At 63.4% G+C, this 24142-nt stretch carries 12 protein-coding genes; 9 read left to right on the top strand and 3 right to left on the bottom strand.

The window, feature by feature from the left end; genetic code table 11:
• Entirely contained in the window at positions 1-1287 is a 1287-nt protein-coding gene (locus tag HB724_RS08500) for a hypothetical protein (protein WP_213980490.1), read from the bottom strand.
• 1403 nt (positions 1288-2690) lie between these two features.
• Here HB724_RS08500 and HB724_RS08490 point away from each other — a divergent pair.
• Complete coding sequence (locus HB724_RS08490; protein ID WP_213980488.1) at positions 2691-3263, top strand: hypothetical protein; 573 nt, start codon at positions 2691-2693, stop codon at positions 3261-3263.
• A gap of 895 nt (positions 3264-4158) precedes the next feature.
• Here the strand turns inward: HB724_RS08490 and HB724_RS08485 are convergent.
• Positions 4159-7176 carry an autotransporter domain-containing protein gene (locus tag HB724_RS08485; RefSeq protein ID WP_213980487.1) on the bottom strand — a complete coding sequence of 1006 codons (3018 nt, stop codon included), beginning with the start codon at positions 7174-7176 and terminating at the stop codon, positions 4159-4161.
• Between the two features lie 900 nt (positions 7177-8076).
• On the opposite strand from HB724_RS08485, the gene HB724_RS08480 reads away from it, so the two are divergent.
• From HB724_RS08480 to HB724_RS08470, 3 genes are all read left to right on the top strand, one after another.
• Positions 8077-9741 carry a ShlB/FhaC/HecB family hemolysin secretion/activation protein gene (locus HB724_RS08480; RefSeq protein WP_213980486.1) on the top strand — a complete coding sequence of 555 codons (1665 nt, stop codon included), beginning with the start codon at positions 8077-8079 and terminating at the stop codon, positions 9739-9741.
• A gap of 53 nt (positions 9742-9794) precedes the next feature.
• Positions 9795-12170 (top strand): filamentous hemagglutinin N-terminal domain-containing protein, encoded by a 2376-nt coding sequence (locus tag HB724_RS08475; protein WP_213980485.1) that lies wholly within the window; start codon positions 9795-9797, stop codon positions 12168-12170.
• A 217-nt stretch (positions 12171-12387) separates the two neighbouring features.
• On the top strand, positions 12388-13008 hold the full coding sequence (locus HB724_RS08470; protein WP_213980484.1) for a L,D-transpeptidase: 621 nt from the start codon (positions 12388-12390) through the stop codon (positions 13006-13008).
• Positions 13009-13632: 624 nt separating this feature from the next.
• On the opposite strand, the gene HB724_RS08465 is transcribed toward HB724_RS08470, so the two are convergent.
• The gene (locus HB724_RS08465; protein WP_256731397.1) at positions 13633-14388 is read right to left on the bottom strand and encodes a TetR/AcrR family transcriptional regulator; all 756 of its coding nucleotides are present in this window, start codon (positions 14386-14388) and stop codon (positions 13633-13635) included.
• On the opposite strand from HB724_RS08465, the gene HB724_RS08460 reads away from it, so the two are divergent.
• The 5 genes from HB724_RS08460 (at position 14381) to HB724_RS08440 (ending at position 23899) form a co-directional block, all read left to right on the top strand.
• Positions 14381-16855: a TonB-dependent receptor gene (locus HB724_RS08460; protein WP_213980483.1), complete on the top strand. Its 2475-nt coding sequence runs from the start codon at positions 14381-14383 to the stop codon at positions 16853-16855. The genes HB724_RS08465 and HB724_RS08460 overlap by 8 nt on opposite strands.
• 65 nt (positions 16856-16920) lie before the next feature.
• A complete protein-coding gene (locus HB724_RS08455) occupies positions 16921-18483 on the top strand; it encodes a CehA/McbA family metallohydrolase (RefSeq protein ID WP_213980482.1) in 1563 nt (520 codons plus the stop codon).
• Between the two features lie 458 nt (positions 18484-18941).
• A complete protein-coding gene (locus HB724_RS08450) occupies positions 18942-19433 on the top strand; it encodes a hypothetical protein (RefSeq protein ID WP_213980481.1) in 492 nt (163 codons plus the stop codon).
• A gap of 622 nt (positions 19434-20055) precedes the next feature.
• Positions 20056-22443 carry a TonB-dependent receptor gene (locus tag HB724_RS08445; RefSeq protein ID WP_256731396.1) on the top strand — a complete coding sequence of 796 codons (2388 nt, stop codon included), beginning with the start codon at positions 20056-20058 and terminating at the stop codon, positions 22441-22443.
• On the top strand, positions 22433-23899 hold the full coding sequence (locus HB724_RS08440; RefSeq protein WP_213980480.1) for an esterase-like activity of phytase family protein: 1467 nt from the start codon (positions 22433-22435) through the stop codon (positions 23897-23899). The genes HB724_RS08445 and HB724_RS08440 overlap by 11 nt, the downstream gene beginning before the upstream one ends.
• Positions 23900-24142 lie beyond the last annotated feature (243 nt).

Here is a 24142-nt window from a genome sequence, read left to right as displayed (position 1 = left end):
TCATTCCCAAGATCGCTGATCGTCTCTGCGCCCGAGGATGTGGTTTGCCAAAAGCTGCATTCTCACGATGTCGGTAGAAACGCCAAAACGATCAGCCGCATCGTCATAGGTTTCCTCAGTCAAATCATCGGCCAAGAACGTTTTAAGCGCCTCGACTGGGCACAATAGCTCGGCAGCAAAACCGATCTGCGCGTTCTGCCGATCCGTGCGGCCGCGGGTGATGGGACGAAGCGATTCTTCTGTCCGTTCCATGTTACGGTCGCCGAGAATGCGAGCCAGATCAAAGCGTCGAGCACTCCCAGACCCGGAACGTAGCACAATGACGGATGGATTGAGTTCGAAAGATATAGGAACTCCGCCGATACGTCGATCGGTCGCCCCTCTCATCACGCCCGCCATTTCACAAAGCCTGTCATCGGTTACAACGTCGTCACCGAGCTTATCCGCCGCACGCAAGGCCGTGGCTGCATGAACTCCGCGCCACCAGGAAAGCGTTTGCGGGTCAGGTCCCTGGTACCCATGCCCAAGTGTGGCAGCATCTCCCAGCCTGGCGCCGATTCCTTCACGTCCAGCAATTTCCATCAATTCCGCGCGGCCAAGAGGCGCACGTTCTCCAGCCCCGTTTGCAGCGAGCTCCTCCACTGCACCAATCCCGAGTTCCTCGCTGTCAGCCTCGAGCTGCTCGATCAGCGCATCATCTGCTTCACCAGGATCCCAGCCCAACAGTGCCTCGAGCTTCCGAAAACGCGACAACTTGGGATCGGAACGCTCGGCAATGAGCTCATCCCACAAATCCCTCAAATTAGTCGCGCCAAGTTCCGAGCCTCTCAGCTGATCCAGGACACGGATCACAAAATTATCGATGGCCGCTTCGAAGTCATGCGCGGTCACAAGAAGCGGCAGTGATGAAAGGTAGCGCAACGGCTCGCTGGATCGAGGAAGGGTCGGGATTGGCCGGAGGATGACGTGATTGCCATCGGTTATGACAGCGGCGTTCGGCCAGATCCATCCGCCGCCGATCGCCGCCATATTGTGGGCGAGTCTCCAGCTTTGCGTTGAGCGAAATGGCTCCCATCGCAACCGCCACCAATTCCAGGTGAGCCATTCGGCCAAACGATAGGCGGGAAGATACACATGGCGCCCCGTTCTGCCCGCCAGAACATCATCGACCTCGGTTGCCCAACGATCGCCGACATGGATACCGAGCCCAGCATAGGTCGCACGCTCCTCCGGCGCGCCATGCTCAAGCCGCTCCCAATGAGCTTCTATCTGGAGGTGCTGGCCCATGCCGTATCCTAACGCAGATTCCCCCGGAATACGGCAGCAAAAGATCACTTACGTGGGTGCAATGCAGCCTACCCAATACGATGCCCGTAGCCCGATCTTGGTCTTACCCGGATGTTTTAGGGCCTCGGCTCATTGGACTCGCCAGCAACTCGTCCAGTTCACGTTCTATCTCACGCTGCGGGCGTGACACCGTAGACGCCGGCGCGTTTCCAAGGTGTCGAGAGGCCGCCGTTTCCTCAGCATTCGGCCGCACACGCACTTGCTCGGGGTATCGAGCACGCAGCGAAGCGACGAGGTCGGCTTCGACGAACCGCCAATCGCGGCCGATTTTCGCACCGGGTACGACGCCCGCCCTTACGTAACCCCTCAATGTGTTAGGGTGAACGCCGAGGATCTTGGCAGCTTCCTGAAGGGTCAGAACGCGTTCAGTAGTTCCTATGGGCCCGGCAACGCTAGGCGTGTGACTGTCGTCAGAGCTATGCATTTGTCATCGTTTCCCAGGCGCGCTGGCGAACCGACAGCGCCCTTGTGTTGCGGCCATCCTCAATCCACCGATAGCGCAGACACGTCCGCATCATGGCTGGAGCGAGGGCACGAATGCAGCTGAATGCCTCCACTTTTGATGATGCCTTGACCCGCCCGCTTTCAGTTTACAGTTCGGGCGTCATTTTACCGACTTAAGGCGCAATTGCATCACAATTTTACAGCATAAGCGATTGAAATATCAAGACTCTTGATCAGCAAGTCCTTGATTCGAGCCCAAAAGTGCGTCCGCCACAACTTCATCAAAGAAAACAATAAGTTAGGTCGTGGTCGCTAAAGCGACACCGACCTAATTTGCGTTTTAGGTCAGTTTTAGGTCGGTTTTTTCCGGAGAACTAACCGGGCATTGGCTTTGGCCTTCCCAAATCGATATCGCGAAACACGCGATCCATCTTGCGTTCGGCTGTGCGAGGGTTCCGCAGGGGGCAGCGTCGCGTTGTCGCCGATAGTGACCATCTCGGGGGATTGGCTGAGCCGCTTCACGGCCCCGGCGGCGATCGACAACGCAATCTCGGCGACTCTGCGACCGCCGATTGGCACCCCGGCTGGACCCTCGATGAAGGTGATCGCGTGCTCGGGCAACCGAGATGACGTCGCAGGCATCTACCGAGTCAGCCGTGCGAACGTTGTCAAGCATGGCATGGGTCCCGATCCGCGAGACCCAGCCACGCGCGCTCCGTCGCTGCGCGCGCGATATGGTCGATCTGATCGGCAGTCGGGATCGGGCATCGAGCCCATCAGATTCAAGACTCGGGATTTTCGCTGAGAGCCTCTCGACTGGGATGGAGGGCTACCCCAACGGAGATCCAGCAGCTTTTCGGATCATAAGCGGCACGTATATGCCCCAACCAGGAATTGAGGTGCCCGCACCCGGCACGTTCGTGCCCTCCCCCTTGAGAGATCCCCGCGACGCCGACAAACAAGATGGAGATCGGCCCGAAATTCGGCTGTGCCACAGGCTCTATGGAGTTCTGTTGAGCCGAAGGAATGGGACTGATCTGGCGGCCGTCAATCCGCGTGCGCGGCCGCAGCTCTTTGACACTGTAGATGAAATCCGGCTCAGCAAATTCAGCGATGATGCCGACATCGGACGGCCGCGTCCGATCTCGGCAGCCAACGGCAAAGCCAACAAGGTTCTTCGACGCGCGGCCGTGCGCGATCGAGGGATCGGCATCGGTTTAGCCAGAGGCGCAAGTCAGGTGGAAATCGCCGGCGATCGACGATTGGGCGACAACGCGAAAAATGTCGTCGCAATTTGCGCATCGATCGGCCTGGCCATAGAAAGGAAGATGGAGATCGCGATGCTGGCAGATCGGCTCGGAGGCGCCTTGAGCTTCCAATACCGAACCGAATGCGCTATTATCGCAGCAGGATTTGGAAGCCTTAGAACGGAGATTTCCGGTTTACAAAAATACCGGCAGTTTACGCCATAAGGTGAGAATGAAGCACCAGTTTACAGACTAAGTGATTGATAAATAAGGAAAAGCACGGACTCTTAATCAGCGGGTCCTTGGTTCGAGCCCAAGTGCGTCCACCATTATTTTCTTATAAAATCAAATACTTATAAGAGGACTGGCGAGGAAAAGCTTCTCGCAAGTCTCCCGCAACCACGCCTTGGCAGGGCCATGGCAACGGTATGGCAACATCCGCTTCGAGCTTCCATGAACTGCCTTGAGACGAATTTCCGACGGTTTCCTCGGTAGACCCGCTGATCATGTGGTGCGGCATTGATCAAGTCCGCTTCGGTCCGTCAGCAGCACGCAAAGTCCATTAGGGGCCTTTAGCGAACGGCCTGATTCTAGACTGTGGGCTCAGGAACCGGACGCTTTCCGGCCTTTCCGAGGGCACGAACACCTGACGCCGGTTGCGCCTCCGGCCCGTTTAAAGTTAGAGGCGCACCTAAATGCTATACTAACTTTTCAGATGATTTTGGCAGAGTCAGTATCGGCACTCTGGGCTCGATATGCGTGATTGAGGTCGCGGTGCCGGTATGCCCGCCCTTCGGTCGCGACGTTAGCATCGAGCTGATTGGCGCTTCGTCGATGCTGGTGCCGAGGCCCGGCTTGGCAACAGCCGGCGTCTCGGGTGTCCCGACACCAACGTCGCTGACAACAATTTCCAGTCCTCTCCGCGCGGCTGATAATCGACGAGGAACCTTGCCGTTGCGATCACCGGGAAGGACATGCTTGAGCGCGTTGATGCCAGTTGGTGACGATCAGTCCAAGACTGACCGAGGCGAAGGTGTTCCGGATTCCGGTCGGATCCTTCCCCGATATCGTCAGCGCCCGCCACCTGTCGCGAGGTGGCGGGCGCCAGTTTCAGCCTGGGCTAGAAGCGAATCTTGAAGTTTGCCTTCACTCCGTTGTCCGACGAGTCCGAGCCGATCTGGCCGGAGTAACTGACTCCGATCGATGCGGCCGAGCCCAGCGACGTGTCGAGACCCAGGTCGATGACCGCCGCTTCCTTGCTCAGCGGCACGCCCTGCGTGGAGAAGGTGCCGCTGCCCACGAAAGCCGCCTGGATGGTCGGCAATCGATCGTTGAACGCATGTCGCCATCCGATCATCCCATGGCCCCTCACGGCGCCCAGGCCCGCCGAAGCGCGAAGACCGATGGTGGAGAAGGTCACGTCGTCGTTCCGGCTGGCGACGGAAAGCGCGGCGGCGCCGCCCGCTTCCGTGAAGCCGTCCGTGTGCAAGCGCACATAAGCGACGTTCGCGAACGGACCGACTTCTCCCGCGCCCACGGGGAAGGCATAGCCGATATCGCCGAATGCCTGGGCGGTGTAGCCGTTATACCGTGACGACAGGCTGTCCGTGATGCCGGCAAAGGCCACGGCGCGGTCCACGTCGATCCGATGCCACGTATATGCCGCGCCGGCTCCGATGCTGAAGCCGCCGATCTTCGAGCCGGCATAGACGCCGGCGTGGTAGTTCTTCACATCCGCCGAGGAACCCCGCCCGTCCACATCATAATTGGCCGTGCTGTAGCCACCCATCACGCCTATCCGGGTCTTGCCGCCAAGACTGGTGTCGAGGCCCAGCAGGATTCCCTTGGTGTTGCGATCGAGCCTGGCGGTGCCGTTCCCGTTGCCGGTCTCGCCCCAGGAACCGAACCCCGAGCCCCAGAGGGACAGGCCCTCGGCCCGGTACGCGAGCCGATCCGTCATCGCGTTGCGGACATGGCGGCTGTCCTCGAACAGGCCGGTGCGCAGCGAGGCATGGACCTCGCCGGACAGCTGGTCGAAGGCGAGGACCGCATTCGCGGCCGTACCCACGCCAATGGCCTGCGCGAGCGGCCCGTTCAGCAGCAATCCGTCGAGCGACGTTGCGACAGCCGCCTGATTGGGGGTGGTGGCGAATTCCACATAGCTGACGCCGTTGCGGACGACGGTCACGAGCACCGAGGTCGGCGTGTACCCCAGTTCCGCGCCGAGGAACGGATAGTCCCCCGAAAAGGCGGCGCTTTCGAACGTTCCGGCGATCGATCCCGCGGATACGATCGTATAGGGCGCGTCCAGCCGCACGCCGCCCAGCGGCGTGACGGTCACGGCGCCGCCGAGCGTCGCGACGCCGCCCACCTGCACCAGATCCGACTGGCCCGCCGCGTTGACCTCGACATTGTAGGTGGAAGCCGGACCGAAGGTGTAGTTGCCACCCACGGCGATGGTGCCGATCGAATTGCCCGGGTTGGTCGTGCCGTTGTTGACGACGTTGCCGGCAATGTTCCAGTTTCCGCCGAGCACCGACGCGACATCGACATCCACGTTGCCGCCGGCATAGATCGAATCCGCGAGGGAGCCACCCGTGGTGGTCGAGCCGTTCCGCAACGTGACGTCACCGCCGATCGTGCCGCCCTGGTCGCTGAAGGTGAAATCGGTGTCGTTCCCGTCGAGATTGCCCTGGATCTCGGCTTTCCCTTCGAACTCGACCGCGCCGCCCGTATCCGTCGTGAAGTTGCGCACGCCGCTCGCCAGGCCGGTCCACGAAGCCTGGCTCGACACGAATACGTCGGTATAGCCGCCTCCGGTCTTCTCGTCGTTGTCGAGGATGTCGCCGCTGGACATCGATCCCGCGCCGAGCCTCAGGTCGACCTGCCCGTCTGCGCCTTCCGCGGTGCGATTGACCAGCAGCAGCGTGCCGTTGTTGCCGGTGAGAACCGATCCGTCGCCGATGTTGATCGACTGCACGCGCCCGGCAGTCTGCAGATCGGAGACCAGGCTCTGCTGCCCTGCGGCGACGGTCACGCCGGTCAGCGTCACGGTGGCATTGTCGGTCAGCTGCACGCCCACGCCGTTGGTGGAAGTCAGCGTGCCGCCGGTCACGTTCAGTGTGCTGCCGTAAAGGGCTTGCGCGGCAATGCTGTTGTCGCCGTGAACCGTTACGGCGCTGTTGGTCATGTTGATCGTGCCGGAAGTCTGCAGGTCGCCGACGTCACCGCCGGCCAGGATACCGACGCTGTTCGCACCATAGGTATCGACGGTGAGGTCGGTGGCGTCGATCACGCCGTTTCCGACACCATTCACTCCGCCGAGCGCCACCAGGCCGTTCGCCGTCTCGTGCGGTGCGTTGGGATTCTGCTCGCCCTGGATGGCATAGGTTCCGCCGTTGAGGATCAGGTGCCCGCCGGAATAGGCCCAGGCGGCATCGCCGGTCGATCCGTTCGTGGAGACATCGACATTATCGGCGGTGATCGTCGAACCCGCTCCCGACGCATAGACGCCATAGGCCATGAAGCCATCGGTATCGATCGACAGGTTGCTCAGGCCGATCGTGGCGCCGTCGACGGCATAGGCACCATAGGAGCGCTGGCCGAGCGTGGTGATGTTGGCGCCGTCCGCGGTGATCGACGAACCTTCGCCGGCCGCATACAGCGCATAGCTGCGCGACCCGTTGCCTTCCTGGAGGACGCGGCCCTGCTCGCCCAGCGTGCTTACGCTGCCGCCGGTCAATCCGACGCTGGAACCGTCATGGGCGTACACGCCGTAAGCGCCGACCAGATCGTTCGTCGAGCCGTTCGTATCGAGCGTGGAAATTACGCTGCCGGTAAGATTGACCGAACTCCCCCCGATCGCCTCGAGGCCGATCGCGGATGCATCTTCGGTCGAACTGTTGACGCCGGTTCCCGTAACGGCGGCGCCATTATCGACCAGGATCCCGTTGTAGGTGCCCGCGGGGATGTTTCCATCGGACGAAACCGTCGTCTGGGCGAATGCATGAGAGGAGAAGAGAAGCGCAAGAGGGATGGTCGAGGCCGATTTGAGGAGGATGCCATGCCGGCGAGTTCGAGTGGCATTTTTGGAATAATTGGCTGACGAATTATCGAAATTTTTAAGCAAAATTCTCATTGATCGATCCTACAAATACAACTCTACATCAATAATTTTATAATTATCCGAACATCATTAAATCTAACCCGCAGGAGAAAATAAGAGATATCATTATAACTAATCTGATATTAATTACATTCACCGTTTATTTATCTAATCAGTCACAACAAATAACTCATGGATTTGTTCAAAATTATCCATCGAAGCCTGTTTTATTATTTGGCGTAGACGCGCCATGCCGTGACCGATTGGCGCTTCCACAGGCGACATTCTGCAGAAGGCTGGGACGAGCAGACGGATGCCGTCGATGTCGACCAGACCCTGGATGCGAGATTCGTATGCGTCGCGGCCCGGTGTCCCGCGGAGACACCGCATCTTCGCGACCGCGCTTCACGCCATGGCGTGAATGCCTGAGGAGATCGAGTTAACCTGGTAGAATTTTGATTGGGGCCGGCCGGTCATCGGGAGAGTCAATATTTCTCCCGCCAAGTGACAACCTATGTGGATGCGATTCGACGGCCGCGGATGTAACTGAGCAGAACCGGACCGAAGCGGTCCTTGTATTCGTTCTCACCACTCTCGAATATAGTGGTACGCAAACCGAGAAATCCGGGGAAATTTGGCTGTTCTATGCAAATTATAAATGGTTAATTAATAGTTAACTCGGGATAATTGGAATATTTATTTTGCAAATATTGCAAATAGCCCTCTCCAGATGCAACTATCGCGGCCTCAGAGCATTGATGTTGCCTAAGTGTTTTGACCGCACGGATGATCAAGCATTCGTGGGTTTAGACTCGTATCGATCGAGCAACGATATACCGGCCGAAGCCGACTATCGGAACTTGCTACGTGCCCACCCCCACCGCTGCGTGAGGTGCGTCACGCCCTGATGACGCGCCAGCACTCGAGAACGCAATGTTCAAGCCATGTCATGTCGCGCTCGCGCTGCTCGCGACGACCCAAGCCGCGCACGCGCAGCAGGTGCCCAACGCGGGCACGCAGCTTCGGCAACTTCCACAGCCACAAATGCCCGCGAAGCCGGCACCCGATCTCGTCATCGATCATGCCGCGATCCTGGCCGATGCGCCCGGCGGCCCGTCCATCCCGGTGCATTCGCTCCGCATTACCGGGCAGACGCTGTTCTCCGAAGCCGAACTGCTGGCCGTGACCGAATTCACGCCCGAGCGTGCATTGACATTCGCCGAGCTTCGCAAGCTCGCCGCGCGCATTTCGGATTATTATCATGCCAGGGGTTATTTCCTCGCCCAGGCCTATCTGCCCGAGCAGGACGTCCAAGGCGGCACCGTGACGATCGCCGTGGTTGAGGGCCACTACGGCAAGATCGACCTGCGCAACGGCGCCCGTATCTCGGACGGCGTGCCCAGGCGCGTCCTCAAGGGACTCAACCCCGGCAACCTCGTCTACAACGACCCGCTGGAACGCCGCCTCCTGCTGCTGTCGGACATTCCGGGCGTGCGGGTGAAGGCCACGCTCGCGCCCGGCACCGCGGTCGGCACGTCCGATCTCCTTGTCGACGTCACGCCCGGCCCCCGCATCAGCGGCAGCCTGGAGGCGGACAATGCCGGGAGCCGCTATACCGGCGCCTATCGGTTCGGCGGCACCATCAACGTCAACAATCCGGCCGGCATCGGCGACCTGCTCAGCCTGCGCCTGCTCGCCTCGGACGGGGGGCTCGGCTATGGCCGGATCTCCTATCAGGCACCGGTCGGCAATGCGACGCTCGGGATCGCCTATGCCCATCTGCGCTACACGCTGGGCCGCGAATTCGAAGCGCTCGACGGCTCGGGCACCGCCGACATCCTCAGCGCCTATGCCAGCTATCCGGTGATCCGCTCACGCCGCGCGAACCTCTATGCGCTGGCGAGCTTCGACTACAAGATGCTCAGGGACGAGATCGGCATCGTATCGAGCGATTCCCGCAAGCGGATCCAGGCGGGGACGCTCGGCTTCGCCGGCGATTTCCGCGACGGCCTGGGCGGTGGAGGCGCGAACGCCTTTTCGGCCGGCTGGACGATCGGCAATCTCGACATCCGGAGCGCCGCGGAACGCATTGCCGACGCGGGGACCGCCCGCAGCGCCGGCGGCTACAACAAGGTCCAGGCCAGCTTCGCGCGGCTGCAGACCATCACCGGCCCCTTGTCGCTCTACGGCTTGGTGCGCGGCCAGATCGCCTTCGACAATCTCGACAGCTCGGAGAAGATGGAACTGGGCGGTGCCTATGGCGTCCGCGCCTATCCCGAGGGCGAGGCATTCGGCGACACCGGCTATCTCGCGACCGTCGAGGCCCGGCTGCGGCTCGGCCAATGGACGGGCAAGCTGCCCGGCGAGTTCGAGCTGATCGGCTTCGTCGATACCGGCGAGGTGCGATACGCTCAGGATCCCTGGTTCGCCGGATCCAACCACACCCGCCGCACCGGCTATGGCGCCGGGCTGAACTGGTACGGGCCCGAAGGCTTCATCCTGCGCGGCAGCTATGCCCGCAAATGGGGCACGGGACCGGCGACATCCGCGCCCGACCGCGACGGACGCTTCTGGTTCCAGATCGTGAAGCTGTTTTGACGAACAATCGAGAATGCCTGGGCGCCGTGCCTGTACGCGTAGAGGATTTTACCATGACCAGCACCGATCGCCGCAAGCACATGTTGTTCGGATCGACCTCCCTGGTGAAGTTCGTCGGCCTGGCCACGCTCGGCGTCGCTTCGCCCTTGGCGTGCTTCTCCGCCGCGCAGGCCCAGACCCTGCCCACCGGCGGCACGGTGGCGGCCGGGACGGCGACGGTCACCACGGGGGCCGGCACGGTGACGGTGAACCAGACCAGCCAGAATGCCGTGCTGAACTGGCAGAGCTTCTCGATCGGCAAGAATGAGTCGGTCGTCTACGTCCAGCCCAACAGCAGTTCGGTCGCGCTCAACCGGGTGTCCGGTCCCGATCCCTCGACGATCCTCGGGTCGCTCTCGGCAAATGGCAAGGTGTTCCTGGTCAACCCGAACGGCATCGTCTTCGGCAAGGGCGCGAACGTCAATGTCGGCGGCCTGGTCGCCTCGACGCTCGACCTGTCCGACGCGGACTTCATGAACGGGCATTACGCCTTCAGCGGCAGCGGCGGCACCGTGCGCAACGATGGGACGATCGCGGCCGATGGCGGCTATGTCGCCCTGCTGGGCGCGCACGTCGACAATCAGGGCGTGATCCGCGCCAATCTGGGCACCGTCGCGCTCGCCGCGGGGACCGCGATCACGCTCGACGTCGCGGGGGACGGGCTGCTCAACGTCGCGATCGACAAGGGGGCGGTGAACGCGCTCGTGCAGAATGGCGGCCTGATCCAGGCCGATGGCGGCCGGGTGATGATGACCGCCCAGGCGGCGGGCGCCCTGCTTCGCACGGTGGTGAACAACACGGGGATCATCGAGGCCCACAGCTTGGGGAGCCGGGACGGCCGGATCGTCCTGCTCGGCGACATGCGGAGCGGCACCGTGAATGTCGGCGGCACCATCGATGCCAGCGCGCCCGATGGCGGCGACGGCGGCTTCATCGAAACCTCCGCGGCGACCGTCAATGTCGCGAGCAACGCGCACCTCACCACCGCGGCGCAATCGGGCCTGACCGGCACTTGGCTGATCGATCCTGCCGACTTCATCGTCGGCGCGGGCGGCAACATCTCGGGCGCCACGCTGTCGACCCAGCTGGTGACCAACAATATCGTGATCAGCACGATCCCGCTGCCGGGCGACGCGACGCCGGGCAATGGCGACATCATCGTCAACGACGCGATCGCCTGGACCGCATCGGGCACGCCGACGACGCTGACGATGAACGGCTATCGCGACGTGACGATCAACGCGGCGATCAGCGCGACCAACGGCAATCTCGTGGTATGCTGCGGGCGCGACGTGACCGTGAATGCGCCGCTGACGACGGTCAACGGCAGCATATCGCTGAGCGCCGGCCAGGACATCCGGGTGTTCCATGCGATCACCACCACCGACGGCAATATCCGCCTGTGCGCCGGGCACGACGTGCATATCGACGACGCGATCACGCTGACGCGCGGCTCCACCATCCCCGCCCAGAGCCTGGGCCTGCCGATCGGGCTGACCATCATCGCCGGCGCGGACGGCAGCGGGCCCGGGATCGCGGGCGGAACCGTGATCTTCGCCGCACTCGCCCCGCCCACCACGGTCACCGTCGCGCCGACGAACATCTTCTACAATCCGGTCTCCTATGCCGCGCCGAGCGATTTCTCGACCAACTTCGTGCTGACCGAAGGCGCCACGCTGACCCAGCGGATGCTGCTCTTCCCCAATGGCGACAAGGTGTTCGACGGCACCAACAACGCGATCCTGGCGGGTTTCAACACGACTGCCGAATCCGGCCTTCCGGTCGGCGTCGTGCTGGTCGCCGATCCCGGCGCGACGGCGACGTTCGACGATCCGGCCGTCGGGACCGGGGTCGGGATCACCTATGCCGGATACAGCCTGGCGGGCCCCGATGCGGACCAATATGCGCTGGCCGAGAATTGCTGCACCGCCGGTTCGAGGACGCAGGGGACGATCAGCCCGGCAGCGACACCAACTCCAACTCCAACTCCAACTCCAACTCCAACTCCAACTCCAACTCCAACTCCAACTCCTACGCCCACTCCGACACCAACCCCAACTCCGACGCCCACTCCGACTCCAACTCCAACGCCCACTCCAACGCCCACTCCAACGCCGACGCCGACGCCCACTCCAACCCCCACGCCCACGGCGGATCTGCCCGCTATCCAGCAGCCGCTCACGGAGATCACCCCCGTGCTGGTGGCATTGCCCGTGGGGCCGGGTATCGCCGTGGCCGGCAATGGCGTTCGAATGCCCCCCACGCAGCTGGCATCGGTGGAGGTGCCGGTGATCCTCGAACAGCCTCCGGTGGAACGCCCCATTATCGAGCGCGAGGTGCCCAAGGCGCCGGTCGTTCCGGTCTATCGACGAAAACAGGCGCGCTACTGAGTTGCCTCCTCTCGTGCGCCACAAAAACCTTGCGCGCCGCGATGCCGGTCCGGCCAATCCGATGTCCTTTACCGGGCAATCTCGCCGTGCCGGTGAGAAGGCGCGAGGATCGCCAGCGCGCGGCCTGCTCCTGGGCTTGCTGATCGGCGCCGGGCTTTCCATGCCGGCCGCCGCACGCCCTTTGCAGGATACAGGCACCATCCCCGCACCTTCGACCTTGCCGGATCGCGCCCATGCGGACTTCGGCGGCGAAGTCGCCTCCCCGGGCAGCCAGGAAATCGCGAACTGGGTCGTCGCTTCCCGCGACAATCACGCATTGCCCTTCATCATCGTCGACAAGGTCAACGCGAAGGTCTTCGTCTTCGGCGCCGAGGGCCGGATCCGCGGTGCGGCGCCCGCGCTGCTCGGCATGGCGCATGGAGACGACTCCGTCCCCGGCATCGGCCAGCGCAAATTGGCGACCATCCGGCCGGCCGAGCGAACCACGCCGGCGGGCCGGTTCGAAGCCGCGCTCGGGAACGATTTCGACCAGGATATCCTCTGGGTCGATTACGACGCGGCGCTATCGCTCCACCGCGTTATCGTCGGCAATCCCAAGGATCGACGCCACGCCCGGCTCGCGTCGCCGACGCCGTCCGACAACCGCATTTCCTATGGTTGCATCAACGTGCCGGCGCATTTCTATGACGCGATCGTCGCGCCGGCGTTCAAGGGCACGGTCGGGATCGTGTACATCCTGCCCGAGACCAGGCCGCTCGAAGCGGTATTCGCCATTCGCGGCACCGGCCCTGCGGCGGCGAACAGCGCCACCCGCGCGATGGCGACGCCCGTCCGCTGAGAGGCACGCGCCCAGCGCACCGCCACGCTTCGGCAAAGGCAGCCGGCTCCATCAAGTGCCATATCGAGCGCACACACCATCACCCAAGCTGCGCCAAGTCGCCGTTCAACTCTTGAGGCCGAACCCGACGCAAGGGACACGGTCACTTCGTTTCCAGCGCGGCCAGCGCACTCTCTGGAAACAGCGCCATGAGAATCGCCATTCTCGGAGCCAATGGCTGCTTGGCATCCGGCTTTATCGGGTTGGTCGATATCCTGTGGTTGGCGCGGCGCGCGCTCGGGGACGGCTCTGCCCCGGCGCCTCTCGAAGGTATGACCGCCAGTGCTGGCGGCGCACCGGTCATCAACGACCATGGGCGCCGACTGGAGGTCGATCGCGATGTCGCAGCGATCACCCACTGCGGTGTGCCGATCGTCCCCGGGGTTCGCGCCCGACGCGAACAACCGGCCGGCCGCACTGGAAGGCTTGCGCGCCCTCGCCCGCTGGGTCCGGGACCAGCACAGCAAAGGCGCGCGCGGCTGCCTACATCGATCGGGGGCAGCAGCTCAGCCGCGAACGTCGCGCGCCCTTTTCGACCGATATCGCGCAAAGCGACCGCCCAGTCGCTGATCAACCGGAATGGCGCTACTTCCCCGTGATACGCACGCCATATTCAGGATAGTCGAACATCGACCTGAAGACCTTGTCCGCTTCATCGAAGACGAGTTCGCGGTTCACCGCTTCTTCCTTGAGCATCTCGTCGATCGAATAGGCCATCTCGACCGCGATGCGCGTGCGCAGCCGGACCACTTCGCGCGGCACTTGCGGCAGAAAGGGCATGTAGAGATCGGTCAGCACGTCGGCGACGTAATTGTGCGATGCGAGACGGATGGGCGCCAGCTTCGGGACCGCCCGGAGCGCCCGCATGATCCATAAGGCGCCAGGCTGCGCGCTCGTGATCGCATCCATCTCGCGCAGCAATTCGATGACCTTGTCGGCGACCATCTCGAGCCCGGCACCGCGATAGCGCGCCACCCAGGCATCCAGCGCGACATTCTGGCGCGCCATCAAACGCTCCGCGAGCGCTTCGATGATCGCATATTTGTCATCGAAATAGCGATATAGCGCCGGCGGGGTCACCCCCGCGCGCTGGCAGACCAGATTCGTCGAGATTCGATCGATGCCCTCCTGCTCCAGCACATGGCCGGCCGCATCGAGCAGCAGATCGAACGTCTTTCTGGACCGGTCCTGACGCGGCCTGCGATTGTCGGTGATGGCCTCTCTCCCCCGTATTCTGTCGCAGAGCCGGTGTGAAAAAACAAATCCACCATTGTCACAAAAATGATACTGATCGCTACCATATGCGGCGCCGCAACAAAAAAAGGGTTCCGCAATGCACAATCCGCATCTTCGCCTTTCCACCATGGCCGCCGTGGCGGCGCTATCGGCTTTCTGGGCCGCCCCCGCGCTGGCGCAGGACGACACCACGCCGGTTCAGGACAATGGCGAGATCGTCGTCACGGCGCGCGCCGGCAACACCGCGCAGAAGAAGGTCGAGGCGAGCTACGCCATCTCGACCATCTCGGAGGAAGAGCTGAAGATGAAGGCGCCGATCGGCGTCGCCGAGGCGCTCAAGAACGTGCCCGGCTTCTGGATCGAGAGCTCGTCGGGCGAGGCCAGCGGCAACATCCGCGTGCGCGGCATTCCGACCGACGGCTATTCGCAGATCGCGCTGCTCGAGGACGGCATCACCATCCAGCACGATGCGGGCCTGGGCTGGCTCAACGGCGACCAGGCGTTCCGCGTCGACCAGACGGTGCAGTCGATCGAGGTCGTGCGCGGCGGTCCCTCGTCGCTCTTCTATTCGAACGCGCCGGGCGCGGTGGTCAACTTCATCACGCGCCGCGGCGGCGATCATCTGGAGGGCATGGCCCGCTATGAGATCGCGGACTACAACTCGCACCGGGTCGACGGCTGGCTCGGCGGGCCGATCGGCAACAGCGACTGGCGCTTCTTCGTCGGCGGCTATTACCGCCTGTCGGACGGCCAGCGCCACACCGGCTATCGCCAGGACGAAGGCGGCCAGATCCGCGGCACCCTGTCGCGCGAGTTCGAGCGCGGCTCTATCATGTTCGGCGTCAAGCGGATCGACGAGCGGATCGGCAACGCGATGGTCACGCCGTTCATCAACGACAAGGACGGCAATCCGGTCGGCGTCCCCGGCTTCGATGCGTTGAAGGACAATATCGCGGGCCCCCAGACGCGGAAGTTCGATTTCCTGACGCCGAACGGCACCTATGATTTCGACAATGCCATGGGCACGACGATGAAGCTGACCCAGCTCACCGCCGAGCTGAAATACGACCTGGGCGGCGGCTTCACCGTGCAGGAGAATGCCCGCTATCACGACAGCTACACCAAGCGGAACAGCATCACCCCGCGCACCGTCGCCTCGGCGAACGACCTGCTGACCGGCACCTATGGCAAGCTGGTGCCGCTGGCGGCCGGCCAGCACTTCGCGTTCGGCTATACCAACGATCCGAACGCGCCGTTCGACCCGGCCAAGCAGAACGGCAACGGCCTCGCACTGCTGGATCTGGCGCGCTCGTTCACCGTGCCCGAGAGCGAGTTCGTCAACGACCTGCGGATCGTGAAGAGCGCCGAGTTCCTGGGGCATCACGACCTCGCGATCGGCGGCTATTTCGCCCATGTGAAGGAAACCTACGGCACCAACTCGGCGTCGGTCTTCACCGATGTGCGCGACAATGCCGCGCTGCTCGACGCCTATGTCGTCGATGCCGCGGGCAACCGCCTCGCCAAGCTCACCAACGACGGCATCGCCAGCTACGGCGTCGAGTTCAACAATGCCAACGGCACGTCGGACACGACCGCGCTCTATCTGAGCGACGAGTGGAAGATCACCGACAAGCTCCGCCTCGACGGCGGCTTCCGCTGGGAGAAGATCCACACCGAGGGCGCGGTCGAAGGCCGCAAGACCGTCAATCTCGGCCAGTCCCCGACAGGCGCCGACGATGCGGTGATCATCGGCAACGGCGCGTTCACGCCCTTCTCGCGCAGCTATGACCACACCGCCTGGACGGTGGGCGCCAACTATCAGTTCCAGCCCGATCTCGGCGTGTTCCTGCGCTACACCTCGACTTTCCATTTGCCGAGCGTGTCGAGCTTCCTCGGCAATCCGACCGCGCAGCCCGTCACCCAGACGATGAACTTCATCGAGGGCGGGCTGAAGATCGAGCGGCCGACCTTCAACTTCTATCTCACCGGCTTCCGCACGATCTACCAGAGCTACGAGATCGACGATTATCATCAGGTCAACGGCGTCTATGTCCTCAACGTCGGCTTCGGCGACACGCGCACGCTGGGCGTCGAGCTCGAAGGCACCTGGCGGCCGGTGTCGTGGTTCGACATCCACGCCAACTGGACGTACCAGGATCCGAAGTTCACCGAGTTCAAATATACCGACAGCGCCGGCAAGCCGTTCGACTATTCGCACAACCGGCTGGTCCGCGTACCCGAGAACCAGTTCCGCATCACGCCAGGGCTGAACCTGCTCGATCGCCGGGTCCGGCTCGAGGCCGATATCTCCTATTACGGCAAGCGCTATGCCGACGTCGCGAACCAGATCGCGCTGCCGGCCTATACCACGCTCGATGCCAATGCCCGGTTCGACGTGACCAGGCGGTTGAGCCTCAACCTGTTCGCCCAGAACCTCACCAACACGATCGGCCTGACCGAGGGCAACCCCCGCGCAGGCGCGATCAACAACGAGGAGGTCGGCAAGTCGGTCTATATCGCACGCTCGATCTTCGGCCGCAGCGTGCGCGGCGCCGTCACCTTCCGCTTCTGATCACGGGTCGCGGGGGCGGGCTTCGGCCCGTCCCCGCACTTCCCATGCTGACAAGGATCTCGACCATGACCATCGGATCATTCCCGCAGCGCGTCGCCCTGTGCGCCGCCGCCGTCCTGCTGCCGCTGGCGGCTTCCGCGCAGGTCTCGTCCGCGCCCGTCGCGCCGCCGCCCGCCTGGGACAAGGTGCCCCTCGCCCTGGGCCAGACCAAGCCCGACCTGGTGCTGACCGGCACCGTCGATCGCAGCAACTACCAGACCAATGTCCCCGTGCCGTTCGACGTGCCGGCGGGCGTCGAGCAGATCGGCATCGAGCTGACCTATACGCGGCCCGACAACAAGACCGTGATCAACCTCGGCCTGTTCGAAGGCACGCGCTTCCGCGGCTGGAGCGGCAGCAACAAGCATGCGGTCGTCATCGGCGAGACCAACGCCACGCCGTCCTACATCCCCGGGCCGGTCGGCGGCCGCCGCTGGGCGCTCGATCTCGGCATCTCGTTCATCGGCGAAGGCGTGACGTCCGAATACACCGCCAAGGTGTATTTCTGGCGCCACGGCGACAAGCCGGCGGTGTCGACCTTCTCGCCCGAGCCGCTCGCGCAGGGTGCGCGCTGGTATCGCGGCGACTTCCACATGCACACTGGCGAGAGCGACGGCTTCTGCGACAGCCGCAAGGGGCGCCACATCCCCTGCCCGGTCTACAAGACGGTCGAGGGCGCCGAGGCCGCGCATCTCGATTTCATCGCGATCACCGATCACAACAATGTCGGCCATTACAACGCGATGCGCGAGCTGCAGCCCTTCTTCGACGACGTGCTGCTGATCCCGGGCCGCGAGCTGACCACCGAGCAGGGCCATGCCAACATGTTCGGCTCGACCGAGTTCGTCGACTATCGGCTGGGCGAGAAGAGCGTCCCCGACATGAAGACGATGCTGCGGATGGCGACCGAGGCCGGCGCGATCGTCGCGGTGAACCATCCTTCCTCGCCCAGCGACTTCCGCTGCCGCGGCTGCGGCTGGACCGCACCGGCCGACGCGATGCCCTATGTCACGGCGATGGAGGCGATGAACGCCGGCAGCCTGTGGAAGCAGCTCGCCGGCACCGATGCGGGCGACAATATCGTGCGCTGGGAAGCCGAGGTCGCCAAGGGCCGGCGGATCACGGCGATCGGCGGCAGCGACAATCACGACATCCAACTCGGCCGCCTTGCCGTCGGCTTTCCCACGACCATGGTCTATGCGCCCAATCTTTCCGAGCGCGCCATCCTTGACGGCGTCCAGGCCGGCCATGTCTGGGTCGACCTGACGGGCGCTCCTGGCCACGGCTTCGATCTCGTCGCCCATGCCGGCGCCAAAATCGGCATGATCGGGGACAATCTGGCGCTGGCGAAGGGCCAGAAGGTCGCCCTCGACCTTCGCCTCCGCGGATCGAAGGGCGCCGCGCTGGTCGGGTTCATCGATGGCAAGCCGGCTCCTGAACTGGGGATCGAACGCATCGCCGACGACGACAGCGCCGCCAGCCTGACCTGGACCGGGGACGGTTCGGCGCACTGGATCCGCTTCGAGGTCCGCGAGGGAGCCAAGCGCATCCTCTTCACCAACCCGGTATATCTCAACTTCGCCCAGTGAGCCGAGGACCGGCGCGGTCCTATCCCTTTGCGGGACCGCGCCGGGATTCGCTGTCGACCGGAAAAGCGAAGGATCCGGCATTCCTGCAATGTCGCAAGGCGATCAGGCGCACTGGAATGCAGGCGATGCTCTCGGATGTCGACTTCAGGGCGCGACTGGCACAGTTCGGCATAGCAGTGGATCAACGCGCCGGCGGTGCGTGCATCTATGTGCGGGCAGCTAGGCCACGGTCCAATGCGGTTGCAGATGCTCGGCCATGAAGTGGACAAACGCTCTCAGTTTGGGCGTGATCTGACGGCCGGCCATAACATATTGAACTGATCGGTATCGCTCATCCACTCTTCCAGAATGGACGTGAGACGGCCATCGGCGATCTCCTCCCGGATCGCGAATTGACGCGCGTCACGGCGCTGTCCGGACAAGATCGCTAGTTCCGTGCGGCGCGGAACCAGATTGATATGCGCGCGACCTATAGCCTTATTCTGGCTCTCTCCGTTGGCTTGGCGGCTTGCGGCCAATCGATCCCCTCCACGGCACAACGAGGACAACAAACCGCCGATGTCTTGACCGGCAGCGGCGGACAATGCCCAGTGCAAGATCTTCTCGTCGCCGAGATCGCGACCTATTTCGGTGCGCCCGCAAAGTTAGGAACCAATGCGGCGATGGGCACCGGCTGCCAGTGGGTTGGCATAACGAGCGATGGCTCCAGTTTCGTCATGTTGCAGATCGTCGACGCTGGCGATCATTCTCCGCCCAAGGCGGCACCGGGCTTCAAGAAGCTCGCGGACGTCGGCATCAAAGGCTTCGTCGTCCCTCAAATAGGAGGATGGCAGGCCGGCGCGATACAGGGCGACAAGTCGATCAACGTCATAACCAGCGGCACGACCACCAGCGAGGCGCAGACGATCGCCTTCCTGCGCGAAGCTCTGAACCGGACAGGTGCGAAATGAACAAGTTCTTCCAAACATGAATGGCTGGTTTCAGGACCGGAACTTGGCGGTTTGAAAGACGGCAATGGACACCTTGCCGCCGGAAGGGCCGTAGTGAATGACCGGCTTTAGGATCTCCCAAACCCATCCTGAAGGTCCATGAGTGATCGGCAGCGGAAATTCAAAAGCCCCTTCCGGCGATCAGACGCGCGAAGAGGATTGGATCAGGCCCGCTGTCGATGGGGGTGTTTCGCGTGCTGCGCGCTTCCCGTGACGCCGGGGTCAATCGCATAGTGCTCACCTCCGTCTTCGGAGTTCCAGCGACGGGTTTCGGATTGTTAGACCTTCAGGCGGAATGACGACATTCGGGCGCCTTCCCGCCCCATTTCCATTATCTCAGCAAGGCGAGGTGTTTCCATCCCGAAGATCGCCACCGGCGCCCTCAACGATCCCCAGCGCGATCATCCCTTGGCGATTACCGCCTCCAGCACAGCGAGCAGCCCACACAACTGTTGCCAATAGGCAACGAAAACCGGGCGTTACGCATCGTCATCAAAATGTCGTGACTCCGTAACGATACCGACGCGAACCCGACCTAGCTCGCGATCGGGGCGGCCATCCGACCGCCGGACGGGGAATGATGATGACCGATTTTTCGCGCCGCCGGCTGCGCCATGGCCACGCTTACGCTTTTCTGATGGCTTCGGCCGCGCTGACCGCGCTCGCGCCCGCCGCGCATGCCCAGACGACCGACAGCACCGCGCCCGCCGCCGAAGCAAGCGACAATGGCGATTCCCAGGACATCGTCGTCATCGGCAGCGGCGAGACCCGCTCGGTCTCGACCCTGCTGCCGTCAAACCTCGACACGCTGCCCCCCGGCACCAGCATCCAGAAGGCGCTGAACTTCCTGCCAGGCGTGATGGCGCAGTCGATCGACGCGCTGGGCGTCAACGAGCAGTCGCTGTCGCTCCAGGTGCGCGGCTTCAGCACCACGCACCTCGGCTACACGCTCGACGGCATGCCGCTCGGCGACGGCGCCTACAACAACTATAACGGCCTCACCATCAGCCGCGCGCTGATCTCCGAGAATCTCGGCCGCGCCGATCTCGCGACCGGCATCGCCGGCCTCGGCATCCCCTCGACCAGCAATCTCGGCGGCGCGCTGACCTATGTGTCCAGCGACCCGCGCAAGCAGATGGGCGCCGCGGTCAGCCAGACCGTCGGCAGCGAGGACAGCCTGCGCACCTTCGTGCGCATCGATACCGGCGAGCATGCCGGTTTCTCGGCCTATATCTCCGGGCAGTACAGCCAGCAGGATCTGTTCGTGAACCAGGGCGCCTGGAACAAGTCCACCGGCAAGCAGCTGAACGGCAAGCTCCAGTACAAGTTCGACGGCGGCAAGATCACGGCCTTCGCGGACATCTCGCGCACCAACCAGGCCGACGATCCCTATCTGTCGAAGGACATGCTCGGGCGCCTCGGCTGGGATTGGGGCGGCTATGCGCCGGACTGGCAGTCCTATCTCGGCGTCGCCTATTGCGGCGTGACCGGGCCGACGGCGCCGACCAAGTGCGTTGCCGCACCGTCGCCGCAAAAGACCTCCGACGTCACCTTCACCAATGGCCAGATCCTGCGCAACGACGAACTATACTACCTCGCAGGGGATTTCGACCTCACCAAATCCCTCAGCGTGCACACGCAGGTGTATCACCATGAGGACAAAGGCGCGGGCAACAACTGGATCACCGGCTGGTCCACCCAGGGCACGGCGAGCACCGCCGACGACTTGCCGGTCCAGATCCGCGACACGCGCTACACCATCGACCGTACCGGCGTGCTCGCGAGCCTGAACTGGCATGTCGGCTTCAACGAGTTCCAGGCGGGCCTCTGGGTGGAGGAGAACACCAGCAGCGCCGCGCGCTATATCTGGACCAACGTCACGGCCCCCTTCAGCCTGGCGCAGTTCCTGAAGGGCCAGCCGGATACCGCCCAATGGGTGCAGGAGACCAAGTGGAAGACGCAGCAATTCTACGTCCAGGACACGGTGAGGCTGCTCGATGACACGCTGAGCTTCGATTTCGGTTTCAAGAGCACCTATTCGAAGTCGGATGCCCAGGCCCAGGACGGCATCGCCAAGAAGGCGCCGCCAGCATCCAGCCAGTTCGCGAGCGGCACGCTGACGGCCAAGGACAATTTCCTGCCGGAAGTGGGTGTGCGCTGGGCGGTTGCGCTCGGACACGAACTGTTCGCGAGCTATGCCGAGAACATGGCGATGTTCCAGGGCGGCTTCAAACTCGGTCCGCAGTCGGTATCCCAGGCCGTCTGGGACGCGCAGGGGAACACGCTGAAGCCCGAGACCTCGAAGAGCGTCGAAGGCGGCTATCGCTATGTGAGCGGCCCGCTCCAGGTTTCGCTGACCGGCTATTACGTGAAGTTCGACAACCGCCTGTTGCAGTATAACCCCTGCCCGACGAACCAGCAGCAGAACCCCGGCTGCGGCAATTCCTTCCACAACGCCGGCAGCGTCACGAGCAAGGGCGCGGAGCTCGGGGTGCTGTGGAAGCCGCTGCCGTGGCTGAGCTGGTACAATTCGGCTTCGTTCAACAAATCCACCTATGATGACGACCTCAATTGGTGCACCACCACCTGCGTGGTCAAGCAGACGGCAGGCAAGCAGCAGGTGGATACGCCGAAGGAGATGCTCGCCAGCGTGCTGACCCTGAAGCAGGACGGCTTCTCGGCCTCGCTGCAGGGCAAGTACACCGGCCGGCGCTATTACACCTACACCAACGACCAGAGCTTCGGCGCCGTCACCACGTTCGACCTCGGCCTTGGTTACGACTTCGGCGCTGCCTCCAGTGCGCTGAAGGGCCTCAGGCTGTCGCTGAACGTCACCAACCTGACCGACAAGCGCTATGCGTCGAACTTCGACAACAGCGTGTTCGCGCCGGACGACGCGGCCGGCAACCTCCTGGTGTTCCACTCGTCGGCGCCGCGGCAGATCTTCGGCACGATCGGCTATGCCTTCTAAGGGTCTGCGCGCCGTCGCGCTGATCCTGTTGTGGCTCCTCCCCGCCTTTACCGGCGGGGAAGAACCCATCACCCGGCCGCACCTGGATCAGACCACCGGCGCACGCAGCATCTCGCTGCACGGCCAGACTTTTATCAATCGGGGCCTGGTCGGCACCGGCCGGCTTCCGGCGGACACGGTCGATTTCCTCGGCGACACGCTGGGTTCCTTTTCCTCGCTGCAGATCGCGCCCGGAAGCTGGAAGCGCGTCGGCGATCACTATGAAGGCGTGCTCTGGACGCTGCCGGACCGGGGGCGCAACGATCCCGCCGAAAACCTCTTCTTCGACTATCCGGCGCGGCTGGAGCGCCTGCGCATCCGCTTCGCGCCGGGCGATGGCCGGGTTACCCTCATTCCCGATGGCGGACTGGAGCTGCGGGACTTTCGCGGCCGACCGTTCACCGGCGCCGATCCGGGCGCGGGCACGCTGACCGAGCGCGGCATCGTGCTGCCCGCGCCGCCCAGCGGCGTAGGCAGCGGCAAGGTGTCGCTCGACGCGGAATCGCTGCAATTCACGCGCGACGGCGGCTTCTATGTCGGCGACGAATACACGGCCAATATCTATTATTTCGACCCGCGCGGCCGCCTGCGCGGCGTGATCCAGCCGCCCCCGGCGATCGCCCCGCGCCGCGACGGGCGGCCCGACTTCGGTTCGTTGCACGCGCCGGATACCGGCCGGCGCAACAACCAGGGGCCGGAAGGCATGTCGCTGTCGCCCGACGGCCGCACCTTGTTCGTGGCCCTGCAGAGCGCGCTGATGCAGGATAGCGCCACCGGCAATGCCGCCGGCCGCATCAACACGCGAGTGCTGGTCTACGATGTGAGCCGCACGCCGACACCGGCGAAGCCCGTCGCGCACCATGTGATGCGACTGCCGACCTATACCGACGAGGGCAACGGCGGCGCGCCCAATCGCACCGCCGCGCAGAGCGAGATCCGCGCGCTCGACGGCCATAGGTTCCTGATGCTCTCCCGCGATGGCGCGGGTCGCGGCGCGGAGGGCAAGGCGCCCATCGTCTACAAGAGCATCCTGCTGGTCGACGTCGCGGGCGCGACCAACCTCGCCGGCACCGCATATGAGACGGGCACCGCATCGCTGCTGCAGGATCCTGCCGGCACGAAGCTGCGCCCAGGCATCGTCCCGGCCGAACGGGTCGAGCTGGTGAACATGCTCAATCCCGTGCAGCTCGCGCGCTTCGGGCTCAGCGTCGAGGCGCTGTCCGAGAAATGGGAAGCGCTGGACCTCGCGCCGGTACTGGAGCCGGATCATCCGGCCGACTATTTCCTGCTCGTCGGCAACGACAACGACTTCATCGCGCGCCGCTGCCGGATGTCCGGCCAGTCCTGTGACTCGGACTTCGACAATGACAGCCGGATACTGGTCTATCGCGTGAGCCTGCCGGCGCCCTTGCGGTAAGTGCGCATTGGCGGGCGGGCGTGCTCTACACCTTCCTGCGACTACGGGGCATGTTCGTCGCACGCGGCGGCGAACTGAGCCAGGTCGTTATACTTCGGTGCTCAGGCACGAGCCTGACTGGCGGATCGCATATGCCAGACTTCGACGCGAGGCCGATATTCGAACCGAGCAGACTTCGCGTTCCACCACGCGACGACAGCGCGCCTTCCCCGCCCGTTAGAAAAACTTAATTGTCTATCAAAC

This window comes from Sphingomonas sp. dw_22, from assembly GCF_018449795.1.
Lineage (GTDB): Bacteria > Pseudomonadota > Alphaproteobacteria > Sphingomonadales > Sphingomonadaceae > Sphingomonas.
The sequence above is the reverse complement of the archived record's forward strand: the minus strand, read 5'-3'. Positions and strand labels throughout refer to the sequence as shown.

Bases quoted from the DNA above. Each gene is read 5' to 3' on its own strand.
- HB724_RS08500 (WP_213980490.1), bottom strand. From the start codon at position 1,287: ATGGGCCAGCACCTCCAGATAGAAGCTCATTGGGAGCGGCTTGAGCAT.
- HB724_RS08485 (WP_213980487.1), bottom strand. From the start codon at position 7,176: ATGAGAATTTTGCTTAAAAATTTCGATAATTCGTCAGCCAATTATTCC.
- HB724_RS08480 (WP_213980486.1), top strand. From the start codon at position 8,077: ATGTTCAAGCCATGTCATGTCGCGCTCGCGCTGCTCGCGACGACCCAA.
- HB724_RS08475 (WP_213980485.1), top strand. From the start codon at position 9,795: ATGACCAGCACCGATCGCCGCAAGCACATGTTGTTCGGATCGACCTCC.
- HB724_RS08460 (WP_213980483.1), top strand. From the start codon at position 14,381: ATGCACAATCCGCATCTTCGCCTTTCCACCATGGCCGCCGTGGCGGCG.
- HB724_RS08455 (WP_213980482.1), top strand. From the start codon at position 16,921: ATGACCATCGGATCATTCCCGCAGCGCGTCGCCCTGTGCGCCGCCGCC.
- HB724_RS08450 (WP_213980481.1), top strand. From the start codon at position 18,942: ATGCGCGCGACCTATAGCCTTATTCTGGCTCTCTCCGTTGGCTTGGCG.
- HB724_RS08445 (WP_256731396.1), top strand. From the start codon at position 20,056: ATGACCGATTTTTCGCGCCGCCGGCTGCGCCATGGCCACGCTTACGCT.
- HB724_RS08440 (WP_213980480.1), top strand. From the start codon at position 22,433: ATGCCTTCTAAGGGTCTGCGCGCCGTCGCGCTGATCCTGTTGTGGCTC.